Here is a 23,727-nt window from a genome sequence, read left to right as displayed (position 1 = left end):
GTGCCCCGCCCTCGTCTGCTCATCGCCTGCCTGCCCCCGTCCGGGGCCCGATCATGAGCGATCAGCAGTGGCCGCCGCGGCAGCCCGGTGAGCCTCGTCCGCCTTACCGGGGACAGCAGCCCTACCCAGGCCAGCGGCAGCCCCAGCGCCCACAGCCGCATCCAGGTCCACAGCAGCCGCACCCGGGCCAGCAGCAGCCCCGTCCCGGGCAGTACCAGCCCTATCCGGGCGGGCAGCGCTACCCGGAGCAGCGGCCGTATCCGGGACAGCAGCAGCCCTATCCGGCCGCGCAGCAGGGTCCCTACCCACCGCAGCAGCCTTACGGGCAGCAGCCCTACCCGCCCGAGCAGCCCTACCCGGAATGGCCCTACCCCGAGCAGCCCTACCCCGAACAGCCCTATTCAGACCTGCACCACGCACGGCAGCAACCACCTGCGTACCCGCGGGGTCTCGGTCCCGGGCGCTTCGGCCCGGAACCGCCGAAGAAGCGGAAGTGGCCGAAGGTGCTCGTGGGCCTGTTGGTGCTCGCGCTGGTCGGCGTGGGCGGCTACGGGGCATACGACTTCTACGAGCAGATGCAGAAGTGGGAGCAGACCACGACCGACGACCTGAACGGCGTCGGCAGCGACCTGTCGGTGGCGATCTCCTCGATGCGGAGCGTCGGCTGGGAGATCACCACGAAGGAGGTCGGGGCCTGGCTCGCGCAGCCGGGGGCGTACGGCGACGGGCTCGCCCTTCGCACGCTGCAGACCGACGAGACGGGCGGCAGCTTCTCGGTCGCCGGCTACCGGACCTGGCAGGACACCTACGCCAGGCGTGACCACACCACGGTCGTGTGCGCGGAGATCACCCTCGGCGAGGGGGCCAAGGCGCCGATCAGCGAGTCCATCACGGCCTGCCCTGACAACGTCCCGAAGACGGCACCCGACGCCTCGACCGAGACCGAGGCGGGTGCCGTCGTCGCCAGCCTCGCCGAGCTGACCGTCAAGGCCTCCGAACGACGCTCGTCGACCGGCACCACCGGCAAGCTGCTCGAGGTCGCGGCGCCGACGAGGCCGGTGGGTGACGTACGCGCCGACTCGACCGCGCTCGTGTGCGCTCCGGGGACGAAGGACCTCGGCGAGGGCGAGGGGTACGACGAGGGCAAGCTGATCCCGGTGCGGCTGTGCGCGGTCGAGGGACTGCCCAACACCGGCACCGAGAGCACCAAGGGCGACCCCTACTACATCGACGGCGCCGACGGCCTGGCCGTCGTCAACGTGCGCATCTCCGGGGCCGCGGCCGCGCTGGTCAAGAAGGCCGAGAAGCAGGGCGTCGACCTGGTCGCGAGCAGCTCGTTCCGGACGATGAAGAAGCAGAAGGCGCTGTGCCAGAAGGACGTCACCGGCGGCTGCCCGGCCGGTGACTACACGCTGACCGCGCAGCCCGGCTACTCCTCGCACCAGCTCGGTATCGCCATCGACTTCGAGCAGCCCAGCGTGACCGGCGGCAAGACCTGCGCGACGCGCGCCTCGGAGCCCAGCAGCGCGGTGTGGAGGTTCCTCGACAAGACGGCACTGAGCGTCGGGCTGAAGCAGTACTCCGCCGAGGCGTGGCACTGGGACGCGTACGGCGGGAAGGACCGCTGCGCCCCGAAGTGACCCTTCGTGGCGCCGAGTCGGCGGATCTGACCCCGTGCCTGGCGAAGCGAAGCGAGCCAGAGGGGTCGGATGCGCCGACTCGGCACTCAAATCTGACCCCGTGCCGACCCCCTCAGGCGCGCGGCAGCCGGGCGAGCTGCCGTGCCTGCGCAACCAGGCGACCGGCGGAGTCCCAGATCTCGCAGTCCTCCTCGAACATGCCGCCCGAGAGGTTGCGCGAGTAATGGGTGACCTTGAGCCAGCCCGGCGCCGGCTTGTGGCGGATGTGGCAGGTGAGCTCCAGCGTCGGCGCCCAGCCCGGCAGCTCGAGCCCGAAGGTCACCGGCGGGAGCGCGTCGAGCACCTGCAGCAGCGAGAGCGGGTCGGGCTCGCGGTCGTGGTGCCGGAACCAGCCGGTGAAGACGGCCTCGCCGGTCGGCGCCGCGCCTCCCCAGACGAACTGCTCCTTCGGCACGCAGAGCTCGTAGCGGTCCAGCATCGGCACGAATTTCTTCATCTCCTCGGGTGCCGTGGTCGAGGAGAGGCACTCATCGAGCGGCGGCAGCTCCGGCTCGGTCGCGATGACCCGCTCGTAGCCGCTGCTCTTGGCGTGGAGGCCGTCGAGGTCGGCGTACGTCGCCGTGGTGGTGATCCGCAGGTCCTCGCCCTGCCACAGCTCGGCGGTCGCGATGGCCAGCGAGCCCTTGTCGCGCTTGGTCTCGATCCGGACCTCGGCCGGTCCGGGCGTGCTGGCGCCGGCGTAGAACGCGCTCAGCACGATCGGGTCCGGGTGGTTCGGCAGGTGCGCGCGCAGCGCGTTGGCGATGACCGCGAGCAGGTAGCCCCCGTTGATCCCGCCGCCGACCACCCAGCCGGGGGCGAGCTCGGCTGCGTACGTCTTCTCGTCGGTCCTGCGGACCGCGATGTCACGATCGAACTCTGCCTGTTCCCTATTACCCATGGGTAATAATCTAGATCGGCACCCGATGTGGTGGACGATGGGGGCATGACCGACCCTCGACACCCGCACTGGGTCTACGACCACGGCACCGAACCGGATCCCCGGTTCACCCTGGCCAACGAGCGTACGTTCCTGGCCTGGGCGCGCACCGTCCTCGGTCTGCTGGCCGGCGCGGTCGCACTGCACTCGTTCCGGGTGCCGGCCGCGGAAGGCGTACGCACCGGCGTCATCCTCCTCCTGGTGCTCACCGCGATCCTGTGCACGGTCTTCGCGATGATCCGTTGGGCACGGGTCGAGCGCGCGATGCGGGAGCGACGCCCGCTGCCCGCCTTCTCCGCCGGGTTCGTCCTCGCCGGAGCCCTGTTGGTGATCGGTGTGTTGCTGGGGTTCTCCCTGGTGCTCTGACCGGATCAGGGCAGACTTCACCCATGACTGAGCTCAAGCCTGTCCCGCACGGGCTGCTGCAGGCCTTCCGGGCGTACGAGAGCGCGCTGCTGTCCGACGACGTCGCCGCTCTCGACACGCTCTTCGCCGACTCACCGACCACGCTGCGCGGCGATGCCGCCGGGCTGCGCGTGGGGCACGAGCAGATCGCGGCCTTCCACGGGTCACGCGGCGGCGCGCCCGGACGACGCATCGTGCAGACCCACGTCCAGGTCATCGACGAGGACCACGCGCTGATCGTGGCGGCCACCGAGCTCGACCGCGGCGGGCGTGGGCTGCAGACGCAGCTGTGGGCGCGGGACCCGGTGCGGATCGAGTACGGCGGCTGGCAGGTCACCGCGGCCCACGTCTCGGTCCCCGCTCCGGCCCTCGACACCCGGATCTGGCGGGTCGTCGGCGACCCGCTGGTCTCCTCGCACACCGCCGACGGCGCGCTCTCCGGCGAGACCGTGGCGGTCAAGGACCTCTTCGCGGTCGCCGGGTTCGCGGTCGGGGCCGGGAGCCCGGCGTGGCTGGAGCAGGCGCCGGTCTCCTCGTCCCATGCCGCCGCGGTCGCTGCGCTGCTGGACGCCGGCGCGTCGGTCCGCGGGATCGCCCGCACCGAGGAGTTCGCCTACTCGCTCTCGGGGCTCAACGCACACTACGGCGCACCGCCGAACCCGAAGGCGCCCGGCCGGATCCCCGGCGGCTCCTCGTCGGGATCGGCGACCGCGGTCGCGCTCGGCCACGCCTCGATCGGGCTCGGGAGCGACACCGGCGGCTCGATCCGGGTGCCGGCCGCCTACCAGGGCCTCTACGGCATCCGTACGTCCCACGGCGCGGTCTCTCGCGAGGGGATGCTTCCGCTCGCCAAGGCCTTCGACACCGTCGGGTGGATGACGCGTTCGGCGTTCCTGCTGCAGGCGGTGGGGGACGTACTCCTGCCGCAGGCTCCCCCGTCGTCGCCCGACGTGCGCACAGCCGTGGACGACATCCACCTGGTGCCGTCGCTGGTCGGGCTCGCCTCGGAGGCAGTGAGCGAGGCCCTGCCCGAGGCGAAACCGCTGGCCTGGGAGCCGACCAGGCTGGACGACTGGCGCCAGGCCTTCGTCGTCGGACAGGCCTACCAGGCGTGGCAGGCCCACGGAGCCTGGCTCGAGACCCGGTTGGACACGCTCGGCGAGGCGGTGCGCGGGCGCTTCGAGATGGCACGTTCGGTGACCCGGACGCAGGCCGCCGAGGCGCGGGCCGTGCTCTCCGAGGCCCGGGCGGAGATCCTCGACGTCGTCGGCGACCGCGTCCTCGCCTACCCCAGCGCGTCGTCGGTGGCGCCGACCGCCGCCGAGGCGGCCGGGGTACGCGACGACACGCTGCGCCTGACCTGCATCGCCGGTATCGCCGGCCTCCCCGCCGTCTCGATCCCCGTCCGCACGCCGCCCAACCTTCCCGCCGGCCTGTGCCTGGTCGCCGCGCCGGGCCGCGACCGCGATCTCCTAGCCCTCGCCCAACACCTCGCCGAGTAGTCACTTCCTGACGGCGAGTAGTCAGTTTCTGACGGCGAGAGGTCGCTTCCTGACGACCGCAAAAAACTGACGTGTCGCCGTCAGAAAACTGACCATTCGACCCCAGATATCGACGTCTCGGCGTCAAGAACTGACTTCTCGGCGGGCGTTACACAACGGCAACCTGTGTTTCGGGCGCCGAAACGTTTGTTTCATAGGCTGTGCTGGTGACGATGACGCTCGCTCAGTTCGACTCCCTGCCCGCTGACGAGGCGGAGGGGCTGCTCGCGCCGTGTGTCGCGATCCCCTCGTGGGCGGCGGGGCTGGTCGAGGGGCGTCCTTATGCGGACATCGGCGATCTGCTCGCGAACGCGGAGCGGCTGGCCGCGGCCTGGACCGACGAGGAGGTCGAGGGGGCGCTGGCCGACCACCCTCGGATCGGGGAGCGGCACGCCGGCGACGGCGAGAGCGCGGCGCTCTCCGCCCGCGAGCAGGCCGGGGTCGACCCGGCCGACGTCGAGGTGCAGGCCCGACTGAGGGCGGGCAACGCCGCCTACGAGGAGCGGTTCGGACGGATCTACCTGGTCCGGGCCGCGGGGCGGAGCGCCGAGGAGATGCTCGCGCTCCTCGAGGAGCGGCTGGAGAACGACCCGGCTACCGAAATCGCGGTGACCAAGGGCCAGCTCGCCGAGATCGCGTTGCTCCGGCTGCGAGGCTTGGTCGTATGACCACCGTCTCCACGCACGTCCTCGACGCCGCTCTCGGCCGGCCCGCCGCCGGGCTCGCGGTGCTGCTCATCCTTCCCGACGACAGCGCGCGCACCGCGACGACCGACGCCGACGGCCGGGTGCGGTTCGAGGGCGAGGTGCCGCCCGGACCGCACACGCTGACCTTCACGACCGGGCCCTGGTTCGCCGATCAGGGGCGCGAGACCTTCTTTCCCGAGGTGAGCATCGGGTTCACCGTCACCGCCGGTGAGCACCACCATGTCGCCCTCCTGCTCAGCCCGTTCTCCTACACGACCTATCGAGGAAGCTGATGTCGATCACTCTTGGCCCCAACCAGCACGGCAAGGCGGAGGTACGCCTGGTCAAGGTCGACCGGGACGGCACCCTGCACACCATCCACGACCTGAACGTGTCCACCCAGCTCAGGGGCGACTTCGCGACGGCCTTCACCGAGGGCGACAACGTGCACGTGCACGCCACCGACACCCAGAAGAACGTGGTCTACGCGAAGGCCAAGGAGCTCGGCATCACCTCGCCGGAGGGGTTCCTGCTCGACCTCACCGCCCATTGGGCCGCCCAGCCGTGGGTCACCGGGTCGGTGATGAAGGCGGAGTCCTACGCCTGGGACCGCATCCCGGCGAATGAGTTCTCGTTCGCCCGGCGCGGGCAGGAGACGCGGACGGCGGTGGTCAACCGCTTCGAGGGACGGACGTTCGTCCTGTCCGGCCTGAGCGACCTGGTGGTGCTGAAGTCGACTGGGTCGGAGTTCCACGGCTTCCCGCGCGACCGCTACACCACCCTCGCCGAGACGACCGACCGCATCCTGGCGACCGAGGTCACCGCGTGGTGGCGCTGGGAGACCCACCCGGAGGACTGGAACGCGGCCTACGACCGGATCCGCACGATCATGCTCGACACCTTCGCGCAGGTGCACTCGCTCGCGCTGCAGCAGACCATCTACGAGATGGGCAAGGCGGTGATGGAGGCCTTCGACGGGATCGCGGAGTTCAAGATCTCCTGCCCCAACAAGCACCACTTCCTCGTCGACCTCTCCCCCTTCGACCTGGAGAACCCGAACGAGGTCTTCTTCGCCGCCGACCGTCCCTACGGGCTCATCGAGGCGACGCTGCAGCGCGACGGGTCGACCGAGCCGGACGCCTGGGCCTCGGTCCCAGGCTTCGCATGAGCATGGACCAGCGGATCGACCGGCGGATCGCCGCGACCTATCAGACGCTCTCACCCCAGGAGCGCAAGGCCGCCGACACGCTCCTGGAGCATCTCGACGACCTGGCCACCTACCGCGCGGCCGAGCTGGCCTCGCTCGCGGAGGTCTCCAAGGCGACGATGAGCCGGCTCTTCCGGTCACTGGGATTCGACGGGTTCGACGACGTACGCGACCACCTGCGGGCGCTGCGTACGGCAGGCGAGCCGCGACGCGTCGAGGGTGCGCCGGACCTGAGCGCGCACGCGGAGGGCGAGGCGGCCGCGATCGCGCGCGCCCTGGACCAGGCAGCCGTCACCGAGGCCGTCGAGGCCATCGCCGGTGCCAGCGACGTGATGGTCGCGGGCTGGCGCAACTCCTACCCGGTCGCGCTCCACCTGCGCCAGCAGCTCACCCAGACCCGCGAGCGGGTCACCCTCGCTCCGGCGCCCGGCCAGGTCATCGGCGAGGAGCTCGCCGAGCTCGGCGAGGGATCGGTGGTGATCGCGGTCGGGCTCCGGCGCCGGCCACCCGGCTTCGGCGAGTTCGTCGACGCGGCGGCGGCCTCCGGGGGCACGGTGATCGTGATCGCCGACCCGACCGGGACGGTCCACCTCGGCCGCGCCGACATCGCGCTGGAGTGTCCGGTCCAGGGCGGCCTCGCCTTCGACTCCCTGGCGGCGCCGATGTCGCTGGCGAGCGTGCTCGCCGACGGCGTACTGCACGAGCGCGGGCGGCCCGGGCGCGACCGCGTCTCGGCCATCAGCGCCACCTACGATCGCCTCCACGAGGTCGAGTGATGTCGGGAGCAGAATGACAGTAGAGACATCGACTCTCGGGCCAGTGCAAGGGGGAATCAGCATGACCGACACCATGTGGTTGGAGCAGGCGGTCGCGCTGGCGGTCCGCAACGTCAACAACGGTGGCGGCCCGTTCGGCGCCATCATCCTTCGCGACGGCATCCTGCTCGGCACCGGCCAGAACCGGGTCACCCGCGACCTGGATCCCAGCGCCCACGCCGAGATCGTCGCGATCCGCTCCGCGTGCCGGGAGGCCGACAGCTTCTCGCTGGCCGGCTGCACCCTCTACACCTCGTGCGAGCCCTGCCCGATGTGCCTGGCGACCGCGCTGTGGGCACGCCTGGACCGGGTCGTCTACGCGGCCGACCGTGACGACGCGGCCAAGGGCGGGTTCGACGACCGCGCCTTCTACGACCTGTTCGGCACCGGCCGCGCCAACGAGCACCACGACTGGCCGACCCAGGTCGACGAGCTGCGGATCCCGCAGGCGTACGACCCCTTCGACGCCTGGCTGGCGAAACAGGACCGCACCGACTACTGACGAGACGTCACCCCCGTCGGCCGAGTTGGCACCGGATTGCCCACTCGACCGACGGGAGCGACGCTTCGCGCGACGTACGTGACGCCTCGGCGCTACCGGGTCGTCATCCCCATCCGCTCCAGCGCGACGGACTCCAGGAGTTGGACGAGGTTGTAGAGCACCAGCGTGATCACGGTGATGATCGCGACGGCGGCCCACAGGTCGTCGAAGCGGGCGGCGGCGGGGAACTTCTGGATGTTGCCGCCGATGCCCTTGCCGGTCGAGAGCCACTCGGCGAGCAGCGCCCCGGTCACCGCACCGGGCACGGAGACCCGGGCGGCGGCGAAGATCGACGGGAGCGCGCCGGGCAGCGAGACCTTGCGGATGGCGGTGAGCCGCGAGCCGCCGTAGACGGCCACGAGATCCAGCGACTGCGGCGAGGCCTGCGAGAGCCCGAACAGGACCGCGGCCAGCGCCGGGAACAGCACCACGATGATCCCGAGCACCACGACCGAGGCGGTCGAGGCGCGTCCGGTGATCAGCATCACCACCGGGGCGATCGCGACCAGCGGGATCGAGCGGAGCAGCAGGGCCAGCGGCATCACGCCGGCCTCGACCGTACGCGACAGGTTGAACAGCACCGCCGCCACGATCGCGAGAGCCATCCCGGCGAGGAAACCGAGCCCGGAGTCCTTCAGGGTCACCCACGTCAGCGGGAGCAGCTCCGCCCGATGAGCGGCCGCGTCGGGACCCGTGAAGAGGTGATCGACCACGTCCAGCGGACCCTTCGCGACGAACTCCGAGACGCTGGAGAACGACACGAACGCCTGCCACAGCACGGCCACGATCGCCAACGCGGCGACGGTGTGCAGGACCGGTCCGAGGACCGCCCGCACCAGGGAACCAGCACCCGACCTCATCCGGACCTCCCAGCCACCCACGGCGTCACCAGCCGCGACACCAGCCCCAGCAGCAGATAGCCGGCCAGGGCGACCAGGGCACAGACCAGGAAGACGGCCCACAGCCGCTCCGGGTCGGGCTTGCCCTGCAGCACGATCAGCGTGCGCCCGACGCCACGGTCGGTGGAGCCGAGATACTCACCCAGGACGGCACCGAGGATCGCGGTCGGCACCGCGATCTGGAGCGCGTTGAGGATCGCCGGCACGGCCGCGACCAGGCGCACCTTCACCAGCTGCGTCCACACCGATCCGCCGTAGACGCGCACCACGTCGAGCGAGGCGCGGTCGGCGGACTTGAAGCCGAGCACGGCCCCGACGACGGTCGTGAAGAAGACCATCAGCGCGGCCAGGAAGATCGACGTCTTCGACGGGTCCCCCGGCTGCTCGGCGCCGCCGAGGACGACGATCGAGATGCCGCCGACGGCGACCACAGGCAGGCAGTACGTCGTCACCGCGATCTGCATGATCACCGGCTCCAGCCACGGCACCAGCAGCACCAGCGAGGCCAGCAGCAGGGCGATCAGGTTGCCCCACAGGAACCCGATCGACGCCTCCATCAGCGTCTCCCGGAGCACGCCGCCCCAGAACGCCGACGGACCCGCCGCAGCCATCTCCGAGAGCACCGTCCACGGCGGCGGCACCGGCGTGAACCCGCTGCCGGCGTCGGGCGGGAACCCGACCACGGCCACGAGCGCCCACAGCACGAAGAGGGTGACCACGCCGATGATCCCGGCGAGCCAACCTGGCATCCGCATCAGGCTCTTCATGTTCAAGACTCCGCCTCGGCACGCCCGTCGTCACCGAAGAGCAGCTCGGAGGCCCGGTCGGCGAGCGCGTGGAACTCCGGGGTACGCATCATGTCGGGCGTACGCGGCCGGGGAAGGTCGACCTCGATGATCTCCTTGATCCGGCCCGGTCGCGGCGACATCACCGCCACCCGGTCGGAGAGGAAGATCGCCTCGTTCACGCCGTGGGTGACCAGCAGGGTGGTCGCCGGCTTCTCGGTCCAGATCCGCAGCAGCTCCAGGTTGAGGTTCTGCCGGGTCATGTCGTCGAGCGCGCCGAACGGCTCGTCGAGCAGGAGCACGGAGGGCTTCAGGGCGAGCGCCCGGGCGATCGAGACCCGCTGCCGCATCCCGCCGGAGAGCTGCGCGGGGCGGGCCTTCTCGAAGCCGTCCAGCCCGACGAGCTTGATCAGCTCGTGGATGTAGTCCATGTCGGGACGCCGCCTGGCGACCTCGAAGACGAGCTTGATGTTGCCGACCACCGAGCGCCACGGCAGCAGCGCGTGGTCCTGGAACGCGATCCCCAGCTCGGAGTCACGCCGCAGGTCCGCGGGGGCCTTGCCGTCGACGTACGCCGCTCCGCTGGTCGGGGTCTCCAGGCCGGCGAGGATCCTCAGGATCGTCGACTTGCCGCAGCCGGAGGGCCCCAGCAGGGCCAGGAACGAGCCCTGGTCGGTGTGCAGCTCGGTGTCCTTGAGCGCGGTGACAGCCTTCGACCCGGAGCCGAAGACCTTGCTGATTCCGGAGATGTGGATGCCGGTGCCGCCGGCGGTCTCCGCCGCGGGAGCACCGGCATCCATGAGCTTGTCGTCGGCCATGACTACTTCTGGTAGGCCTTCAGCTCGGGGTTCTCCTCGTAGATCTCGTCGATGATCGAGGTGTCGAAGAGGTCCTCGGCCGTGACCTTCCAGCCGGCGGCGGCGAGCGAGTCGACGGTCTGCTGCTGGAGCTCCTCGGAGATGGTGAACAGGCCGTTCTTCTCGGTCTCCGGCGTCGAGATCAGCTTCTGCGACTCCTCGAGACCACGCTTGGTCTTGACCGGGTCGAGCTCGCCGAAGCTGGCCTCGAGACCGTCGGAGTCGCTGGCGGCCTCGTTGTAGTGCTTGGTGATGACCTTGACCACCTCGTCGGAGGGGTTCTTGAAGGTCTCGCTCCACCCCTTGATCTCGGCGGTCAGCAGCGCCTTGAGGAGGTCGCGATTCTCGGCGAGGTACTGGTCGGTGACGGTGTAGGTCTCGGCCACGTACGGCACGCCGTTCTCGGCGTAGGGAAGATTGGTGATCTCGTGACCGGCCATCTCGACCGTGATGGCCTCGTTGGTCAGGTAGGCCATGAAGCCGTCGACCTGGCCCTCCATCAGCGGCGTCGGGTCGAACTCGACCGGGACGACGGTGATGTCGTCCTTCTTCTCCTCCAGGCCGTTGGCCGCGAGGATCGCCTTGAAGACGTTGACGTTGGAGTCCTGGACGCCGATCTTCTTGCCCTTCAGGTCGGCCGGCGTTGCGATGTTGCCGCCGTCCTTCAGCGACAGGATCGTGAACGGGTTCTTCTGGAAGGTCGCGCCGATGATCTTCAGCGGCGCCTCCTGCTCGGCGATCGCGGAGCCGACCGAGGCGGCGTCGTTGATGGCGACCTGGACCTTGCCGGAGAGCAGCTTGGCGACACCGGTGTCGGGGCCGGAGATGCCGTTGACCGCGTCGAAGCCGGCGTCCTCGTAGTAGCCCTTGTCCTCGGCGTAGTACTCGCCGGCGAACTCCTCGTTCTTGATCCAGGAGTACTGCATCGAGATGGAGCCGAAGCCCTCCTCGCTGCTCCCCTTGTCGGAGTCGGAGCCGCAGGCGGCCAGGGTCGTGGCGGCCACGACGGCCAGGAGGGCCGCGCCGGCCCTGAGATGCAAAGACGTACGTCGCGAGGTCCGAGAGGCGGGGGTAGACATCGAAACGAGTTCCCTTCGAGGAGTTTCACGCACAGGTCTCGGGGACCGTAGCGAGCGGAGGTTTCAGGTGCTGGCACCAGCGTTTCGGCGTTGTAACGACCCTTTCAAACGTGCCCGTCGGTGACGAGGGTCGATCCCGAGCCACGGCGTCGGCTGGACAAGAATGCCGTGGCTGTTGTCTAGTTACCCAACGCGCGTACGCCGCATTTCATGTGCCGTCCGACACACCGGATTCGCCGTTATCGGTTCGTGACCATGCCGAGACCATTCGGTGACCGACCGGACGCACGGACGACGGCAGGAGGACCTCCGATGCAGGGACCCCGGCGCCGCTCGGTGTTCGCCTCCCGCCTAGTCAGCTCCGCCGGCGACGGTGAGCAGCCACATGTCATCGAGGACCTCCGCCTGGCGATCCTGTCCGGCGAGGAGCCACCGGGAACGCTCATCCCGATCGCCTCGGTGGCGACGTTCTTCGGCGTCAGCCAGATCCCGGTGCGCGAGGCTCTCAAGGTCCTCACCGGCGAAGGGCTGGTCGAGCACCGACCCCATGTCGGCTATGCGGTGGCGAAGCTGACCTTCGCCGAGTTCCGCGAGCTCTACGACGTCCGCGCCGCCCTGGAGAGCTCCGCACTGCGCGTCGCCGTCCGATCGGCCACGGAGGCCGACGACGAGCTCGTACGCAGCGCCCACTCCGCCATGGCAGCAGCCGTCGCCCGAGGGGACGAGCGCGGCTATCACGTCGAGTCGCGCCGTTTCCACCGGGCACTGATCGCACCGGCCGGGATGCAACGGCTGCTGCACATGTACGACTCCGCCTGGAACATGACCGAGCCGGCGCGGCCCATGTCGCGCGTCGCCGAGGTCGACCGGGCGCTCCTCCACGGCGACCACGACGCCATGGTCGCCGCCTTCTGCGCGCGCGACGCGGACCGGCTCGTCACCGAGTCGGCCGTCCACTACGAGCATCTCAAGACCGCCATCGAGGTCTTCCGGGGCGACCCGGACGTGTTCCGGCAGCCCTGAGCGCCGTCGGCCGGGTGCCGCGTACGTCGTATATCTTTCGCGTCACATCGCTCTGACACGGCATCTGATCAGGTGAAACACCCGGTCTCCACGATGGGGTGAACCCCCACCCGAAGGAGACCGTGATGACCGAGGTGACAGCACCGCCCGCCTACCATCCCCGACTGTCGAACGAGGACCTCGACCCTCTGCCCGAGCAGAAGTGGGGCTGGTACAACATCTTCGCCTTCTGGATGTCGGACGTGCACAGTGTCGGTGGGTACGTCACCGCCGGAGCCCTCTTCGCGCTCGGCCTGACCGGCTGGCAGGTCTTCGTCTGCCTGATCGCCGGGATCGTGCTGGTGCAGATCTTCTGCAACCTGGTCGCCAAGCCGAGCCAGCAGACCGGGACGCCCTACCCGGTGGTCTCGCGGGCCTCCTTCGGGGTGCTCGGCGCCAACATCCCCGCGATCATCCGCGGATCGATCGCGATCGCCTGGTACGGCGTGCAGACCTTCCTCGCCGCGGGGTCGCTCACCATCGTGATCCTCAAGCTCTTCCCGTCGCTGGCCCCCTACGCCACCGCCGACCACTCCTTCCTCGGCCTCTCCTACCTCGGCTACGTGAGCTTCGCGATCCTGTGGGTCGCCCAGGCGCTGGTGTTCTGGCGCGGCATGGAGTCGATCCGCAGGTTCATCGACTTCTGCGGCCCGGCGGTCTACGTGGCGATGCTGGCGCTGTGCGTCTACATGCTCTACCGCGCCGACTGGCACGTCTCCTTCTCCCTCTCCGACAAGGAGCTGAGCGTCGGTCAGCAGGTGACGGCGATGCTCGGCGCGATCGCGCTGGTGGTCTCCTACTTCTCCGGCCCGATGCTGAACTTCGGCGACTTCGCCCGCTACGGGAAGTCGTTCGAGGCCGTCAAGGCCGGCAACTTCTGGGGCCTACCGGTCAACTTCGTGTTCTTCTCGCTGCTCACGGTGCTCACCGCCTCGGCGACCATCCCCGTCTTCGGTGAGCTGATCACCGACCCGGTGGCCACCATCGAGCGGATCGACACCTACACCGCCGTCCTGCTCGGCGGGCTGACCTTCGTGATCGCGACCGTCGGCATCAACATCGTCGCCAACTTCATCTCGCCGGCTTTCGACTTCTCCAACGTCTCGCCGCAGAGGATCTCCTGGCGGATGGGCGGCATGATCGCGGCCGGCGGCTCGGTCCTGCTGACCCCGTGGAACTGGTACGCCAACGACGAGGCGATCTTCTGGACCCTCGGCCTCCTCGGCGCCCTGATCGGGCCCCTGTTCGGCATCCTGATCGCAGACTTCTACCTGGTCAGAGACCAGAAGATCGTCGTCGACGACCTCTACACCCTCTCCGAGTCGGGCGCCTACTACTACACCAGGGGCACCAACCCCACCGCCGTCTATGCGCTCCTGGTGGCCGCGGCCTTCTCCTTCGCGTCGGTGCTCGTCCCGAAGCTCGGCGGGGTGCTCACCTGGCTGCCCGACTACTCCTGGTTCATCGGCTGCGGCATCGGCTTCGTGGCCTACTACGCATTCACCCAGGCCACCGCGAAGGTCGCTGCGGACGCCACCACGGAGGCGACCACGGAGGCCACCGCGGAGACCGCCGCGGAGCCGGCCTGATGCGAATCCTGGTCGTCAACCCGAACACCACGGCGTCGATGACCACACTGATCGGCGAGTGCGCCCGGGCGAGCGTCGGCCCGGGCGTGGTCGTCGACGCGATCGACCCGGGCGCCGGGCCGGTCTCGCTGGAGTCGCACTACGACGAGGCGATCGCGGTGCCCCACCTGCTCGGCGTCCTGGAGCGGGAACGCGCGGCGTACGACGGGTTCGTGATCGCCTGCTTCGGAGACCCCGGGCTGCACGCGGCCCGGGAGATCCTCGCCGGCCCCGTGGTCGGGATCGCGGAGGCGGCGATGCGGACGGCGGCGTACCTCTCCCGGAGGTTCTCGGTGGTCACCACGCTCCCGCGGGTGATCGCGCACACCTGGTCGATCGCGCGCGACTACGGCGTCGCCGACCTGGTCGGCGGGATCCATGCCTGCCAGATCCCGGTCGTCGATCTGGAGACCGACCCGGTGGCGTACGCGACGATCCTGGCCGCCTGCCGGCGCGCGCTGGCCGAGGACGGCTCCGAGGCGATCGTCCTGGGCTGCGCCGGGATGGCCGACCTGTGCGCCCGGCTCTCCACGGAGCTCGGCGTCCCGGTCGTCGACGGGGTCGCGGCCGCCACCGCGGAGGTGGAGAAGCTGGTACGCCTCGGGCTGAGCACCAGCCGGCACAACGAGTATGCGGCTCCCCCGGCGAAGGAGATCAGGGGCCGGAGGTGACGTCCAGCGAGGACGTGCGGCGCAGCAGCGGCGGGTGCAGATGCTCGGCCGAGCCCCGGCGGAAGAGCTGCGCCGGCCGGCCCCCGTCCCTCGTCGTCGTGGCCCCTGTCGGCTCCAGGAACGCCTCGGTCTTGGTGACCTTGCGATGGAAGTTGCGCGGGTCGAGCCGCGTGCCCCAGACGATCTCGTAGACCCGGCGCAGCTCGGCGACGGTGAACTCCTCGGCGCAGAACGCGGCGCCCAGCGGTGAGTACTCCAGCTTGGCGCGGGCGCGCTCGACGCCGTCGCGGAGGATCGCGGCATGGTCGAAGGCCAGCCCGTCCCCGGCCAGCAGGGTGTCGACGGGGCACCACTGGGCGTCCGCCGCGTCCGACCCCGCCGCCGGCACCGGGAGGTCGGGCGCCAGCGCGAGATAGGCGACCGTCACGACCCGGGTCCGCGGGTCCCGCCCCGGAGAGCCGTACGTCGCCAACTGCTCGACGTGCACGCTCCCCGGTCGCAGGCCGGTCTCCTCGGCGAGCTCGCGCGCCGCCGCCTCCTCGAGACCCTCGTCGTCGAGGACGAATCCGCCCGGAAGCGCCCACGCGCCTCGAAAGGGCTCGATGCCGCGGCGAACGACCAGGGCGCAGAGCGCCTCGTCGCGGACGGTGAGCACGACGAGGTCGACGGTGACGGCGACTTTGCTCACGTGGCCTGGGGGGTGCTCCATGAGGCCAACCTTGCACCAATCGTCATCTTGACGACAAGCGCGCCACGCCTTATCGTCATTGTGACGCTAATAATCGACAGAACAGACAGGGAGTCTGAGATGGCCGACATCGCCCGCTACCCCTTCCTCCGCCACCTGCGCGGGAGCACCACCACCCACGTCCAGCACCTGCACAACGGCACCGTGCGCCACAGCGGCGTCGGCGCCTCGTTCTGGTACCGGCCGCTCTCCGCCGTCCTCTCCGAGGTGCCCGTCGACGACCGCGAGCTGCCGCTGCTCTTCCACGCCCGCACCGCCGACTTCCAGGACCTGACCACGCAGGCCACCGTCAGCTTCCGGATCGTCGACCCGGCCGCGGTCGCCGGCCGCATCGACTTCTCGATCGACCCCGAGAACGGCCGCTGGCGTGGCAGCCCGCTCGACCAAGTCGCCGGGTTGCTGACCGAGACGGCTCAGCAGTACGCCCTCGACCTCATCGCCGCCCGGAGCCTGGCCGACGTGCTCGCCGGCGGCGTGGGGCCGGTGCGCGACGCGATCGCGGCCGGCCTGGGCGGCGACGAGCGGCTGACCGCCACCGGGCTCGCCATCCTGGGCGTGCGGGTCGTCGCGCTGCGACCCGAGCCCGAGATGGAGAAGGCGCTCCTCACCCCGACCCGCGAGCGGGTCCAGGCGGACGCCGACAAGGCGACGTACGAACGGCGTGCGACGGCGGTCGAGCGCGAGCGGGCCATCTCGGAGAACGAGCTGCAGAACAAGATCGAGCTGGCTCGCCGCGAGGAGCAGCTGGTCGGCCAGCAGGGCACCAACGCGCGGCGCAGTGCGGAGGAGAAGGCCGCCGCGGCCCGGATCGCGACCGCCGCCGAGGCCGAGCGCACCCAGGTGCTGGCCGAGGCGAACGCCCAGGCCACCCGGGCCACCGGGCTGGCGAAGGCGGATGCCGAGGCCGCCGCCCTGGCCGCCTACCGAGACCTGCCGGAGGCGGTCCTGCTCGGCCTCGCGCTCAAGGAGCTGGCCGCCAACCTGCCCCAGATCGAGCACCTGGCGCTCACCCCGGACCTGCTCGCGCCGGTCCTCGCCAAGCTCGGTGCCCGGAGCGACGGATGAGTGTCGCCCCGCGTGTGGTGCTGGTCCACCGGGCGACCGAGCTGGAGGAGCTCGTCGCCCGGCACGGCACCCTCGGCCAGGTCGGCTTCTTCCTGTCCACCAGAGGCCGCGACCTGGCCGAGGTGCAGGGGCGCCACGAAGCCCTGAAGGCGGCGATCGCGCAGGTCGGCGCCGGGATCCCGCTCGACTGGCGGCAGGGGTCGGTCGAGCGGGGCGACCTCGACCGGTTCCTCTTCGCGCCCGAGGACATCGTGGTCGTGGTCGGCCAGGACGGCCTGGTCGCCAACGTGGCGAAGTACCTCGACGGGCAGCCGGTGATCGGCATCGACCCCGAGCCGGGCCGCAACGTCGGCGTGCTCGTCCGCTACCCGCCTCGAGCCGCCGCCGACCTGATCCGCTCGACCGGCACCCGTGAGGAGCGGACCATGGTCGAGGCGGTCGCCGACGACGGCCAGTCGCTGGTCGCACTGAACGAGGTGTACGTCGGCCAGGCCACCCACCAGACCGCCCGCTACCGGCTCACCGTGGCCGGCCGGACGGAGTCGCAGGCCTCCTCCGGTCTGATCGTCGCGACCGGAACGGGCACCACCGGCTGGGCGCAGTCCGCCTGGGTCGAGCGGCACAGCACGCTCACGCTGCCCACCCCGGCCGCGCCGGAGCTGGCCTGGTTCGTGCGGGAGGCGTGGCCCTCGCCGGCGACCGGGACGACCCAGACCGAGGGCACGCTGGCGGATGCCGGTCAGCCAGGTGACTGCCTCACGATCGAGGTGGAGTCCGACCGCCTGGTCGCCTTCGGCGACGGCATCGAGTCCGACACGCTCGCACTGTCGTGGGGCCAGCAGGTCGTCGTACGCCGCGCGGAGCGGAGGCTGCGACTGGTCTCGAGCTGAGCCTCAGGCCGAGGCGCTCACCCGGCGCATTGTGCCGGAGGCGGCTCACCCCTCGGCGATCGCTCCCGCGGCCGCGGCAAGGTCGGCCACGCCGGCGGCGAGCTCGTCGGGACGGTCGGTGGCCAGGTCCAGGTGGAAGCCGAACAGCGAGGAGTCGACCAGCGTGACGATCCGTCCCGCACGTTCGGGCGGCGCACCACAGGCGATGACGTAGTCGCGCAGCGCGGCGTACCAGAGCTCGTTGGTCTCCCGGACGACCGAGCGGTAGGGCTCCATCCCGATCAGCCCGGTCGCGGCCGCCTGCAGGTAGATCTGCAGGCAGCTGTGCAGCGGGTCGCAGCGGTAGGCCCGCCACAGCGCCTCCACCCCGGCACGTACGTCCTCGGCCGGCTCCAGCGCCGCGACCGCGGCGACGGAGAGCTCGTTGGTGCGCGCCACCACCGCGGCGACCAGCTCGTCGCGGCCGCCGAAGTGGTAGATCAGCATCCGGTCGCTGGTGCCGATGGCAGCGGCCAGCGGTCGCAGGGTCAGCCCGATCAGCCCATGCTTGAGCACGTGCTCGACCACCTGCCCGAGGAGCTCCTCCTTGCGGTCCATGGAAAGCATTATGCCCAAACCTGTAGCGACTGCTACATTTCTCGGAGATGTAGCAGTCGCTACACGCGTCTCAGGAGGACCCCGCACATGTACGCCGCCAGCCTGCTCGTCGTAGCGATCGCGATCGAGGTCGCCAGCACCGCGCTGCTCCCCCGCACCGAGGGGTTCCGCAACGTGCCCTGGTCGGTCGCGGTCGTGGCCGGCTACGGCGTCTCGATCTGGCTGCTGTCCGTGGTCGTGGAGCGGATGTCTGTCTCGGTGGCGTACGCCATCTGGTCAGGCCTCGGCACCGCCCTGGTCGCGGGCATCGGCGTGATGTTCCTCGGCGAGCACCTCACCGCCGCCAAGGCCGGCTTCCTGGCGATGATCGTCGTCGGCGTGGTCGGGCTGAACCTCTCCGGCGCCCACTGAGCCGGTGTCCGAGCGCTTCGCCTCGGCGCTCACCGAAAACGAGAGTGGCCAGGAAGCGGTCCTTTCGCAGTTCGTCCAGGACCCACGGCGGGGTCAGTCGCATCGTCGGGTAGCAGAGCTCTTTGATGAACCAACAGAACGAAACGCCGATCGCAGCACTCATGGTGAATCCAACGGGATCATTGAGCGGAGTTCCCTCCTCGGCGAAGAGAACGAGCACCAAACCACCTATCGCCAAAGAGCCAAAAACAGCGGTGAACGGGTACCAAACATAGACACCGCCACGATGTGTCAGCACTTCTCGAAGCCCCGCCCGCCTGGTGATCCATCCGGGCCCGTGCCAGAACTTCCAGAGCGAGACTCCGCTGATCAGCGGCACAGCAGCTATTGCGACCAGGAACAGCGCATCCTCCGTGGAAACTGTGTTCACAGAGCGGCCGTCGCCGCCCGCCCCGCCGTACGTCCCGAGAACAGGCAGCCGCCGAGGAAGGTGCCCTCGAGCGCGTTGTAGCCCATCATCCCGCCGCCGCCGAAGCCGGAGACCTCACCGGCCGCGTAGAGCCCGGGCAGCGGGGTGCCGGCCGAGGTCAGGCAGCGACCCGACAGGTCGGTCTCGAGGCCGCCGAGGGTCTTGCGGGAGAGGATGTGCAGCTTGACCGCGATCAGCGGTCCGGCCTCGGGGTCGAGGATCCGGTGGGGCTTGGCGGTGCGCTGCAGCTTGTCGCCGCGGTAGTGGCGGGCGGCGTACAGCGCGGTGATCTGGGCGTCCTTGGCGAAGTTGTTGGCGATCTGGCGGTCGCGCGCCTCGATGATCCGGCGCAGCTCGCTCTCCTTGATCTGCGGGCCGGTCGGGTCCTTCTCGGCGAGGCCGTTCATGCCGTGGACGAGCGCGGTGAGGTTCTCGGCGACCACGAAGTCCTCGCCGTGCTCCATGAACCTCTTGACCGGGCCGGGTCCCTTGCGTGCCCGCTCGGCGAGCAGCTTGATGTCCTTGCCGGTCAGATCGGGGTTCTGCTCCGAGCCGGAGAGCGCGAATTCCTTCTTGATGATCTTCTCGGTCAGCACGAACCAGGAGTAGTCGTAGCCGGTCTGGCGCAGGTGCTTGAGCGTGCCGAGGGTGTCGAAACCGGGGAAGAAGGGCGCCGGGAGCCGCTTGCCGGTCGCGTCCAGCCACAGGCTCGAGGGGCCGGGGAGGATCCGGATGCCGTGGTTGGCCCAGATCGGGTCCCAGTTGCGGATGCCCTCGACGTAGTGCCACATCCGGTCGTCGTTGATGATCTTGGCGCCGGTCGCCGCGGTGATCTCGAGCATCCGGCCGTCCACGTGCGCGGGCACTCCGGAGACCATCGAGGCCGGCGGGGTGCCGAGGCGGGAGGGCCAGTGCTTGCGGACCAGGTCGTGGTTACCGCCGATGCCGCCGGAGGTGACGATCACGGCCTGTCCGCGGAGCTCGAAGTCCTCGACCTCGACGCGGGAGGAGGCATGTCCCCGCTCGATGTCGCTGGGCTCGAGCACCTTGCCGCTGACGCCGACGGCTGCGCCGTCCTCGATCAGCACCTGGTCGACGCGGTGCCGGAAGGCGAAGGTGATCCGGCCGGTGTCGGCGTGGGCGCGCACCCGCCGCTCGAACGGCTCGACCACGCCCGGACCGGTCCCCCAGGTGATGTGGAAGCGCGGCACCGAGTTGCCGTGGCCGTCGGCACGGCCGTCGCCGCGCTCGGCCCAACCGACGACCGGGAAGATCCGGTGGCCCATCTGGTGCAGCCAGGACCGCTTCTCCCCCGCCGCGAAGTCGAGGTACGCCTCGGCCCAGCGCCGCGGCCACAGGTCCTCGTCACGGTCGAACTGGGCCGATCCCATCCAGTCCTGGAGCGCCAGCTCGGGTGAGTCCTTGATCCCCATCCGGCGCTGCTCGGGGCTGTCGACGAGGAAAAGTCCGCCGAGGCTCCAGAACGCCTGGCCGCCCAGGGACTGCTCCGGCTCCTGGTCGACCAGGAGAACGCTCTTTCCCGCATCGGCGGCCTCGGCCGCTGCCACCAGGCCGGCGAGGCCGGCTCCTACCACGATCACGTCGGCGTGCTTCGTCATGTCCGCAGATCCTGCCACCTTCGATACCGGCGGGTACATGGAACCTGTCGCCCGACCGTTCCGTCTGGTGGACAGTTGTCGGACTCGCACCCCGAAGCGACCGCCGATTGCTGTCCGAGCGGATAGATTTTTTGCTCGTGATCGACCCCAAGGTGACCGCGAAGAGGCAGCAGAAGTGGGTCCAACGCGGCATCGACCGCACCGAGGCCTGGCTGGGCCGTAGTGGCAGCAGCCTGGGCCCGCTGATCCCGCACATCGCCACCTCGATGGTGCTCACCGGGGACGAGGACCACGGCTGGATCCCGCAGGGCCTGGCCTACTCCCCCGAGGCCGAGCTCCTCCTGCAGGGCTACTACGGCGACAAGCTCGGCTCGGCGCTCGCCCTGGTCGACAAGCCCTCGGGCGAGCTCATCAACGCCGTCTACCTGGGCGGGCCGAAGGGCAGCGTCAGCGGCCCCGTCAACGCCGGCGGGGTCGCGGTCATCGGCGACGAGGTCTACGTGTGCCGTGAGGGCAACCCGCCCCGCCTCTACCGCTACTCGCTGACCCAGATCGTCCACGCCGAACCGCTCTCGACCGTCTCCACGGTCGCCCCGCTGGTCGCGGTCGCCGCCGGCTCCTACCTCGCCGCGTCCAAGGACCTGCTCTACGTCGGCTCGCACGCGAACAACCGCCTCTACAAGTACATCCGCAAGGACGGCTCCTGGCAGATCAAGACCCCGATCGGCGTACGCACCCCGGTCGGCACCCAGGGCGTCGTGGTCCGGGACGAGGAGTACGTCTTCAGCGTCTCCCGCGGCCCGGCCAGGCGCAGCCAGCTGATCGTGCAGGACCGGGTCACGATCCGGCCCCGCGCCCTGCAGTGGCTCCCTAACCTGGCAGAGGGCGTGGCCGAGGTCGGGGACGAGTTCTTCGTGACGTACCAGTCGGGCGCCAGGCCCTACTCCCGCGGCTCCTCGACCCGGGGCCAGGCCTGGCCCTCGGCCCACATGACCCGTACGCCCCTGGCCAAGCTGGGCCTGGAACCGCGGAAGCCTTCCGACTCCTGATCAGGCCTCGTGATCAGGCAGGCCAGTCGGTGATGTCGGCGTACTCCTCGCCGTGCCGCTTCAGCCACCCCGCGACGTACGGGCAATGCGGGATGATCCGCTTACCCTTCGCCTTCACATCGGCCAGCGCGAACGCCACCAGCTTCGACGCGAGTCCCTGCCCGTTGTAGGCCTCCTTGACCTCCGTGTGCACGAAGTCCACATGCTCGTCGTCGGGCAGCCGGTAAGCCGCCAGCCCCGCACCGGTCTCTCCGTCACGGATCTCGTAGCGATGCCTGGCCGGGTTGTCTAAGTACTCGATCTCGCTCACGCCCCCATTCTCACCCACCCGCCGAGGCTGCGATTGTGGCGGACGATTCTGTAGCTCTGGTGGGTGAGCGTGTAGTTGTGGCGAGGTTGCAGAGGCCGTACGCGGGGTGTCACCGTCGCTCCTGCCCTACCGGGGCGCGGATCGCTCGACAGGCGTGAAGCGCATGAGGGCAAGTGAGACCAGGGCGATCACGGAGAGCACCGAAAGGTAGGCGGACACCGCGACCGATGATCCCGTCGATTCGAGCAGGAGCACCATGATGAACGGGGCGACCCCGCCGCCGAACACGGAAGCGAACTGGTACGCGAACGAGACACCGGAGTAGCGCAGATGTGCCGGGAACAACTCGGCGAACAGCGCGGCCAGGGGTCCATAGCCCGCGGAGATCGCGATGATCGCGACCTCGAGCGCGAGGACGATCCACACAAGATTGGTGGTCTCGACAAGCGGGAAGACGGCGAAGGGCCAGACTCCCATCACAATCGAGCCCGCAGCGCAGACGCGGCGCCTGCCGATGCGATCCGACAGGTACGCGAACAGCGGAATCAGTACGATCGCTGTGCTCATCGTGGCAAACACCGCGATCAGCATCTTGTCCTTGGGGATTCCCAGCGTTCGGGTTGCATAGTCGAGCGTACCCGTGACGAGAACGTAGAGTGCCGCGTTCCCGCCGAGCAGCGCACCGGTCGCAGTGAGGACCTGTCGGGGGTGCCGGCGGAGCACGTCGATGACCGGTGAGCGCCGTCGCCGCTGCGACAGCGTAGCGAGCTTGGCCTCTGCCTGCCTGAACTCCGGAGTGTCTTCGATACGGAAATGAATGTGGAGCGCAAGCAGAAGGAAGACCGCGCTCAACAGGAACGGCACCCGCCAACCCCACGACATGAACTGCTCCGGTGACACCACACGCGCGATGACGAGGAACACCGCGTTACCCGCCACGAGCCCCACGGGGACGCCGACCTGGACAAAGCTGCCGTACAGGCCGCGCTTGCCTTCCGGAGCGTTCTCGGTCGCCATCAACATCGCACCGCCCCACTGACCACCGACGGCGAGGCCCTGGCAGATCCGGAACAAGACGAGGAGAACTGGCGCGGCGATGCCGATGCTCGAATATGTCGGCAGCAGTCCGATCAGGGTCGTTGCCGCGGGCATCATTATCATCGCGACGACGAGCATCGGTTTACGACCGAACTTGTCACCGAAGTGCCCGAACAGGATCCCGCCGATGGGCCGGACGACGAACCCGACGCCGAACGTCGCGAAGGCGACGAGGATGCCGGCCACCGGGTTCGCGCTCGGAAAGAACATCGGGCCGAAGACGAGGGCCGCGGCCGTGCCGTAGATGAAGAAGTCGTACCACTCGATGCTGGCCGCCAGACCCGCGGTCAGGGCGATTCTTCGAGCCTTGGCTGGATTGTCCGCAGGCGTTGCTATCGCCTGGTCACGCCAGGCTGGGGAGGGCAGTTCGACGTTTTCAGCCACGATACTGAACCTTTCATCCGTGTTCGGTGGACCGAGATGGAGCCCGAGACACGACCTCAGGCGAGAATAGAGAGTGATCTCTCTCACGTCAATGGCCCCGTTGAACCCGGAGCATGCAGCGGAGGCAGCCCCCATCAACTCCGCGGAAGCTCCGCGACCGGGACTCACCTTACGAAGATGCAGAAGACGTGCCCCGCCGGATCGCCAGACCGATCAAGCCGGAGCGAAGCCCCAAGCCGAGCGCACGAGCATGCTCAGCGTCGAGATCCGCAACAGAACGTACGACAGTGTC

Annotated in this window: 25 protein-coding genes; 15 read left to right on the top strand and 10 right to left on the bottom strand. The window is 69.6% G+C overall.

From position 1 onward, the window contains the following. Positions 1 to 53 precede the first annotated feature (53 nt). The gene (locus ACIA03_RS11935; RefSeq protein ID WP_396982548.1) at positions 54 to 1,640 is read left to right on the top strand and encodes a D-alanyl-D-alanine carboxypeptidase family protein; all 1,587 of its coding nucleotides are present in this window, start codon (positions 54 to 56) and stop codon (positions 1,638 to 1,640) included. Between the two features lie 112 nt (positions 1,641 to 1,752). On the opposite strand, the gene ACIA03_RS11930 is transcribed toward ACIA03_RS11935, so the two are convergent. Next, entirely contained in the window at positions 1,753 to 2,580 is an 828-nt protein-coding gene (locus ACIA03_RS11930) for a thioesterase family protein (protein ID WP_396982546.1), read from the bottom strand. Positions 2,581 to 2,625: 45 nt separating this feature from the next. On the opposite strand from ACIA03_RS11930, the gene ACIA03_RS11925 reads away from it, so the two are divergent. The 7 genes from ACIA03_RS11925 to ACIA03_RS11895 all read left to right on the top strand — a co-directional run bounded on the left by ACIA03_RS11925 (position 2,626) and on the right by ACIA03_RS11895 (position 7,775). Then, positions 2,626 to 2,985, top strand: a complete 360-nt coding sequence (locus ACIA03_RS11925; protein WP_396982544.1) for a YidH family protein — start codon at positions 2,626 to 2,628, stop codon at positions 2,983 to 2,985. A gap of 23 nt (positions 2,986 to 3,008) precedes the next feature. Further along, positions 3,009 to 4,526 (top strand): AtzH-like domain-containing protein, encoded by a 1,518-nt coding sequence (locus tag ACIA03_RS11920; RefSeq protein WP_396982542.1) that lies wholly within the window; start codon positions 3,009 to 3,011, stop codon positions 4,524 to 4,526. 212 nt (positions 4,527 to 4,738) lie between these two features. Continuing rightward, a complete protein-coding gene (uraD, locus tag ACIA03_RS11915; protein WP_396982903.1) occupies positions 4,739 to 5,233 on the top strand; it encodes a 2-oxo-4-hydroxy-4-carboxy-5-ureidoimidazoline decarboxylase in 495 nt (164 codons plus the stop codon). Continuing rightward, positions 5,230 to 5,544, top strand: coding sequence for a hydroxyisourate hydrolase (uraH, locus tag ACIA03_RS11910; protein ID WP_396982540.1), 315 nt, complete (start codon positions 5,230 to 5,232; stop codon positions 5,542 to 5,544). Before uraD ends, uraH begins: the two co-directional genes overlap by 4 nt. Continuing rightward, entirely contained in the window at positions 5,544 to 6,419 is an 876-nt protein-coding gene (gene pucL / locus ACIA03_RS11905) for a factor-independent urate hydroxylase (RefSeq protein ID WP_396982538.1), read from the top strand. Before uraH ends, pucL begins: the two co-directional genes overlap by 1 nt. Next, positions 6,416 to 7,234: a MurR/RpiR family transcriptional regulator gene (locus tag ACIA03_RS11900; RefSeq protein ID WP_396982536.1), complete on the top strand. Its 819-nt coding sequence runs from the start codon at positions 6,416 to 6,418 to the stop codon at positions 7,232 to 7,234. Before pucL ends, ACIA03_RS11900 begins: the two co-directional genes overlap by 4 nt. A 61-nt stretch (positions 7,235 to 7,295) precedes the next feature. Beyond that, complete coding sequence (locus tag ACIA03_RS11895; RefSeq protein ID WP_396982534.1) at positions 7,296 to 7,775, top strand: nucleoside deaminase; 480 nt, start codon at positions 7,296 to 7,298, stop codon at positions 7,773 to 7,775. A 92-nt stretch (positions 7,776 to 7,867) separates the two neighbouring features. Here ACIA03_RS11895 and ACIA03_RS11890 read toward each other — a convergent pair whose 3' ends face one another. Genes ACIA03_RS11890 through ACIA03_RS11875 form a run of 4 tightly spaced genes read right to left on the bottom strand, consistent with a single transcriptional unit; the run spans position 7,868 to position 11,434 of the window. Beyond that, a complete protein-coding gene (locus ACIA03_RS11890) occupies positions 7,868 to 8,674 on the bottom strand; it encodes an ABC transporter permease (RefSeq protein ID WP_396982532.1) in 807 nt (268 codons plus the stop codon). Continuing rightward, positions 8,671 to 9,480 (bottom strand): ABC transporter permease, encoded by an 810-nt coding sequence (locus ACIA03_RS11885; RefSeq protein ID WP_396982901.1) that lies wholly within the window; start codon positions 9,478 to 9,480, stop codon positions 8,671 to 8,673. Before ACIA03_RS11885 ends, ACIA03_RS11890 begins: the two co-directional genes overlap by 4 nt. Positions 9,481 to 9,482: 2 nt before the next feature. Beyond that, the gene (locus ACIA03_RS11880) at positions 9,483 to 10,316 is read right to left on the bottom strand and encodes an ABC transporter ATP-binding protein (protein WP_396982530.1); all 834 of its coding nucleotides are present in this window, start codon (positions 10,314 to 10,316) and stop codon (positions 9,483 to 9,485) included. Between the two features lie 2 nt (positions 10,317 to 10,318). Next, positions 10,319 to 11,434: an ABC transporter substrate-binding protein gene (locus ACIA03_RS11875; protein ID WP_396982528.1), complete on the bottom strand. Its 1,116-nt coding sequence runs from the start codon at positions 11,432 to 11,434 to the stop codon at positions 10,319 to 10,321. 312 nt (positions 11,435 to 11,746) lie between these two features. Between ACIA03_RS11875 and ACIA03_RS11870 the strand changes: the two genes are divergently transcribed. The 3 genes from ACIA03_RS11870 to ACIA03_RS11860 all read left to right on the top strand — a co-directional run bounded on the left by ACIA03_RS11870 (position 11,747) and on the right by ACIA03_RS11860 (position 14,795). Continuing rightward, positions 11,747 to 12,457 (top strand): GntR family transcriptional regulator, encoded by a 711-nt coding sequence (locus ACIA03_RS11870; protein WP_396982526.1) that lies wholly within the window; start codon positions 11,747 to 11,749, stop codon positions 12,455 to 12,457. Positions 12,458 to 12,582: 125 nt separating this feature from the next. Next, positions 12,583 to 14,085: an NCS1 family nucleobase:cation symporter-1 gene (locus ACIA03_RS11865; protein ID WP_396982524.1), complete on the top strand. Its 1,503-nt coding sequence runs from the start codon at positions 12,583 to 12,585 to the stop codon at positions 14,083 to 14,085. Beyond that, positions 14,085 to 14,795: an aspartate/glutamate racemase family protein gene (locus ACIA03_RS11860; protein WP_396982522.1), complete on the top strand. Its 711-nt coding sequence runs from the start codon at positions 14,085 to 14,087 to the stop codon at positions 14,793 to 14,795. The genes ACIA03_RS11865 and ACIA03_RS11860 overlap by 1 nt, the downstream gene beginning before the upstream one ends. Here ACIA03_RS11860 and ACIA03_RS11855 read toward each other — a convergent pair. Beyond that, positions 14,779 to 15,504: an NUDIX hydrolase gene (locus ACIA03_RS11855; protein ID WP_396982520.1), complete on the bottom strand. Its 726-nt coding sequence runs from the start codon at positions 15,502 to 15,504 to the stop codon at positions 14,779 to 14,781. The two genes, ACIA03_RS11860 and ACIA03_RS11855, sit on opposite strands and share 17 nt — an antisense overlap. A 99-nt stretch (positions 15,505 to 15,603) precedes the next feature. Between ACIA03_RS11855 and ACIA03_RS11850 the strand changes: the two genes are divergently transcribed. Together ACIA03_RS11850 and ACIA03_RS11845 are read left to right on the top strand one after the other, a co-directional pair. Further along, positions 15,604 to 16,608 carry an SPFH domain-containing protein gene (locus ACIA03_RS11850; protein ID WP_396982518.1) on the top strand — a complete coding sequence of 335 codons (1,005 nt, stop codon included), beginning with the start codon at positions 15,604 to 15,606 and terminating at the stop codon, positions 16,606 to 16,608. Next, complete coding sequence (locus ACIA03_RS11845) at positions 16,605 to 17,498, top strand: hypothetical protein (RefSeq protein WP_396982516.1); 894 nt, start codon at positions 16,605 to 16,607, stop codon at positions 17,496 to 17,498. Before ACIA03_RS11850 ends, ACIA03_RS11845 begins: the two co-directional genes overlap by 4 nt. A 45-nt stretch (positions 17,499 to 17,543) precedes the next feature. Here the strand turns inward: ACIA03_RS11845 and ACIA03_RS11840 are convergent, their stop codons facing one another. Then, positions 17,544 to 18,095, bottom strand: a complete 552-nt coding sequence (locus tag ACIA03_RS11840; protein ID WP_396982514.1) for a TetR/AcrR family transcriptional regulator — start codon at positions 18,093 to 18,095, stop codon at positions 17,544 to 17,546. A gap of 87 nt (positions 18,096 to 18,182) precedes the next feature. Here ACIA03_RS11840 and ACIA03_RS11835 point away from each other — a divergent pair, with 87 nt between their 5' ends. Then, positions 18,183 to 18,506 carry a multidrug efflux SMR transporter gene (locus ACIA03_RS11835; protein WP_045550316.1) on the top strand — a complete coding sequence of 108 codons (324 nt, stop codon included), beginning with the start codon at positions 18,183 to 18,185 and terminating at the stop codon, positions 18,504 to 18,506. Positions 18,507 to 18,932: 426 nt separating this feature from the next. Here the strand turns inward: ACIA03_RS11835 and ACIA03_RS11830 are convergent, their stop codons facing one another. Next, complete coding sequence (locus ACIA03_RS11830; RefSeq protein WP_396982511.1) at positions 18,933 to 20,594, bottom strand: FAD-binding dehydrogenase; 1,662 nt, start codon at positions 20,592 to 20,594, stop codon at positions 18,933 to 18,935. Positions 20,595 to 20,731: 137 nt separating this feature from the next. Between ACIA03_RS11830 and ACIA03_RS11825 the strand changes: the two genes are divergently transcribed. Continuing rightward, on the top strand, positions 20,732 to 21,643 hold the full coding sequence (locus ACIA03_RS11825) for a hypothetical protein (RefSeq protein WP_396982509.1): 912 nt from the start codon (positions 20,732 to 20,734) through the stop codon (positions 21,641 to 21,643). Positions 21,644 to 21,656: 13 nt separating this feature from the next. On the opposite strand, the gene ACIA03_RS11820 is transcribed toward ACIA03_RS11825, so the two are convergent. Together ACIA03_RS11820 and ACIA03_RS11815 are read right to left on the bottom strand one after the other, a co-directional pair. After that, entirely contained in the window at positions 21,657 to 21,953 is a 297-nt protein-coding gene (locus tag ACIA03_RS11820; RefSeq protein ID WP_396982507.1) for a GNAT family N-acetyltransferase, read from the bottom strand. A gap of 126 nt (positions 21,954 to 22,079) precedes the next feature. Continuing rightward, complete coding sequence (locus tag ACIA03_RS11815; protein WP_396982505.1) at positions 22,080 to 23,435, bottom strand: MFS transporter; 1,356 nt, start codon at positions 23,433 to 23,435, stop codon at positions 22,080 to 22,082. Positions 23,436 to 23,727 lie beyond the last annotated feature (292 nt).

The sequence above is a fragment of the Nocardioides sp. NPDC051685 genome (genome assembly GCF_044453405.1).
Classification (GTDB): Bacteria; Actinomycetota; Actinomycetes; order Propionibacteriales; family Nocardioidaceae; genus Nocardioides.
This window is presented reverse-complemented; position numbering and strand designations above follow the sequence as displayed.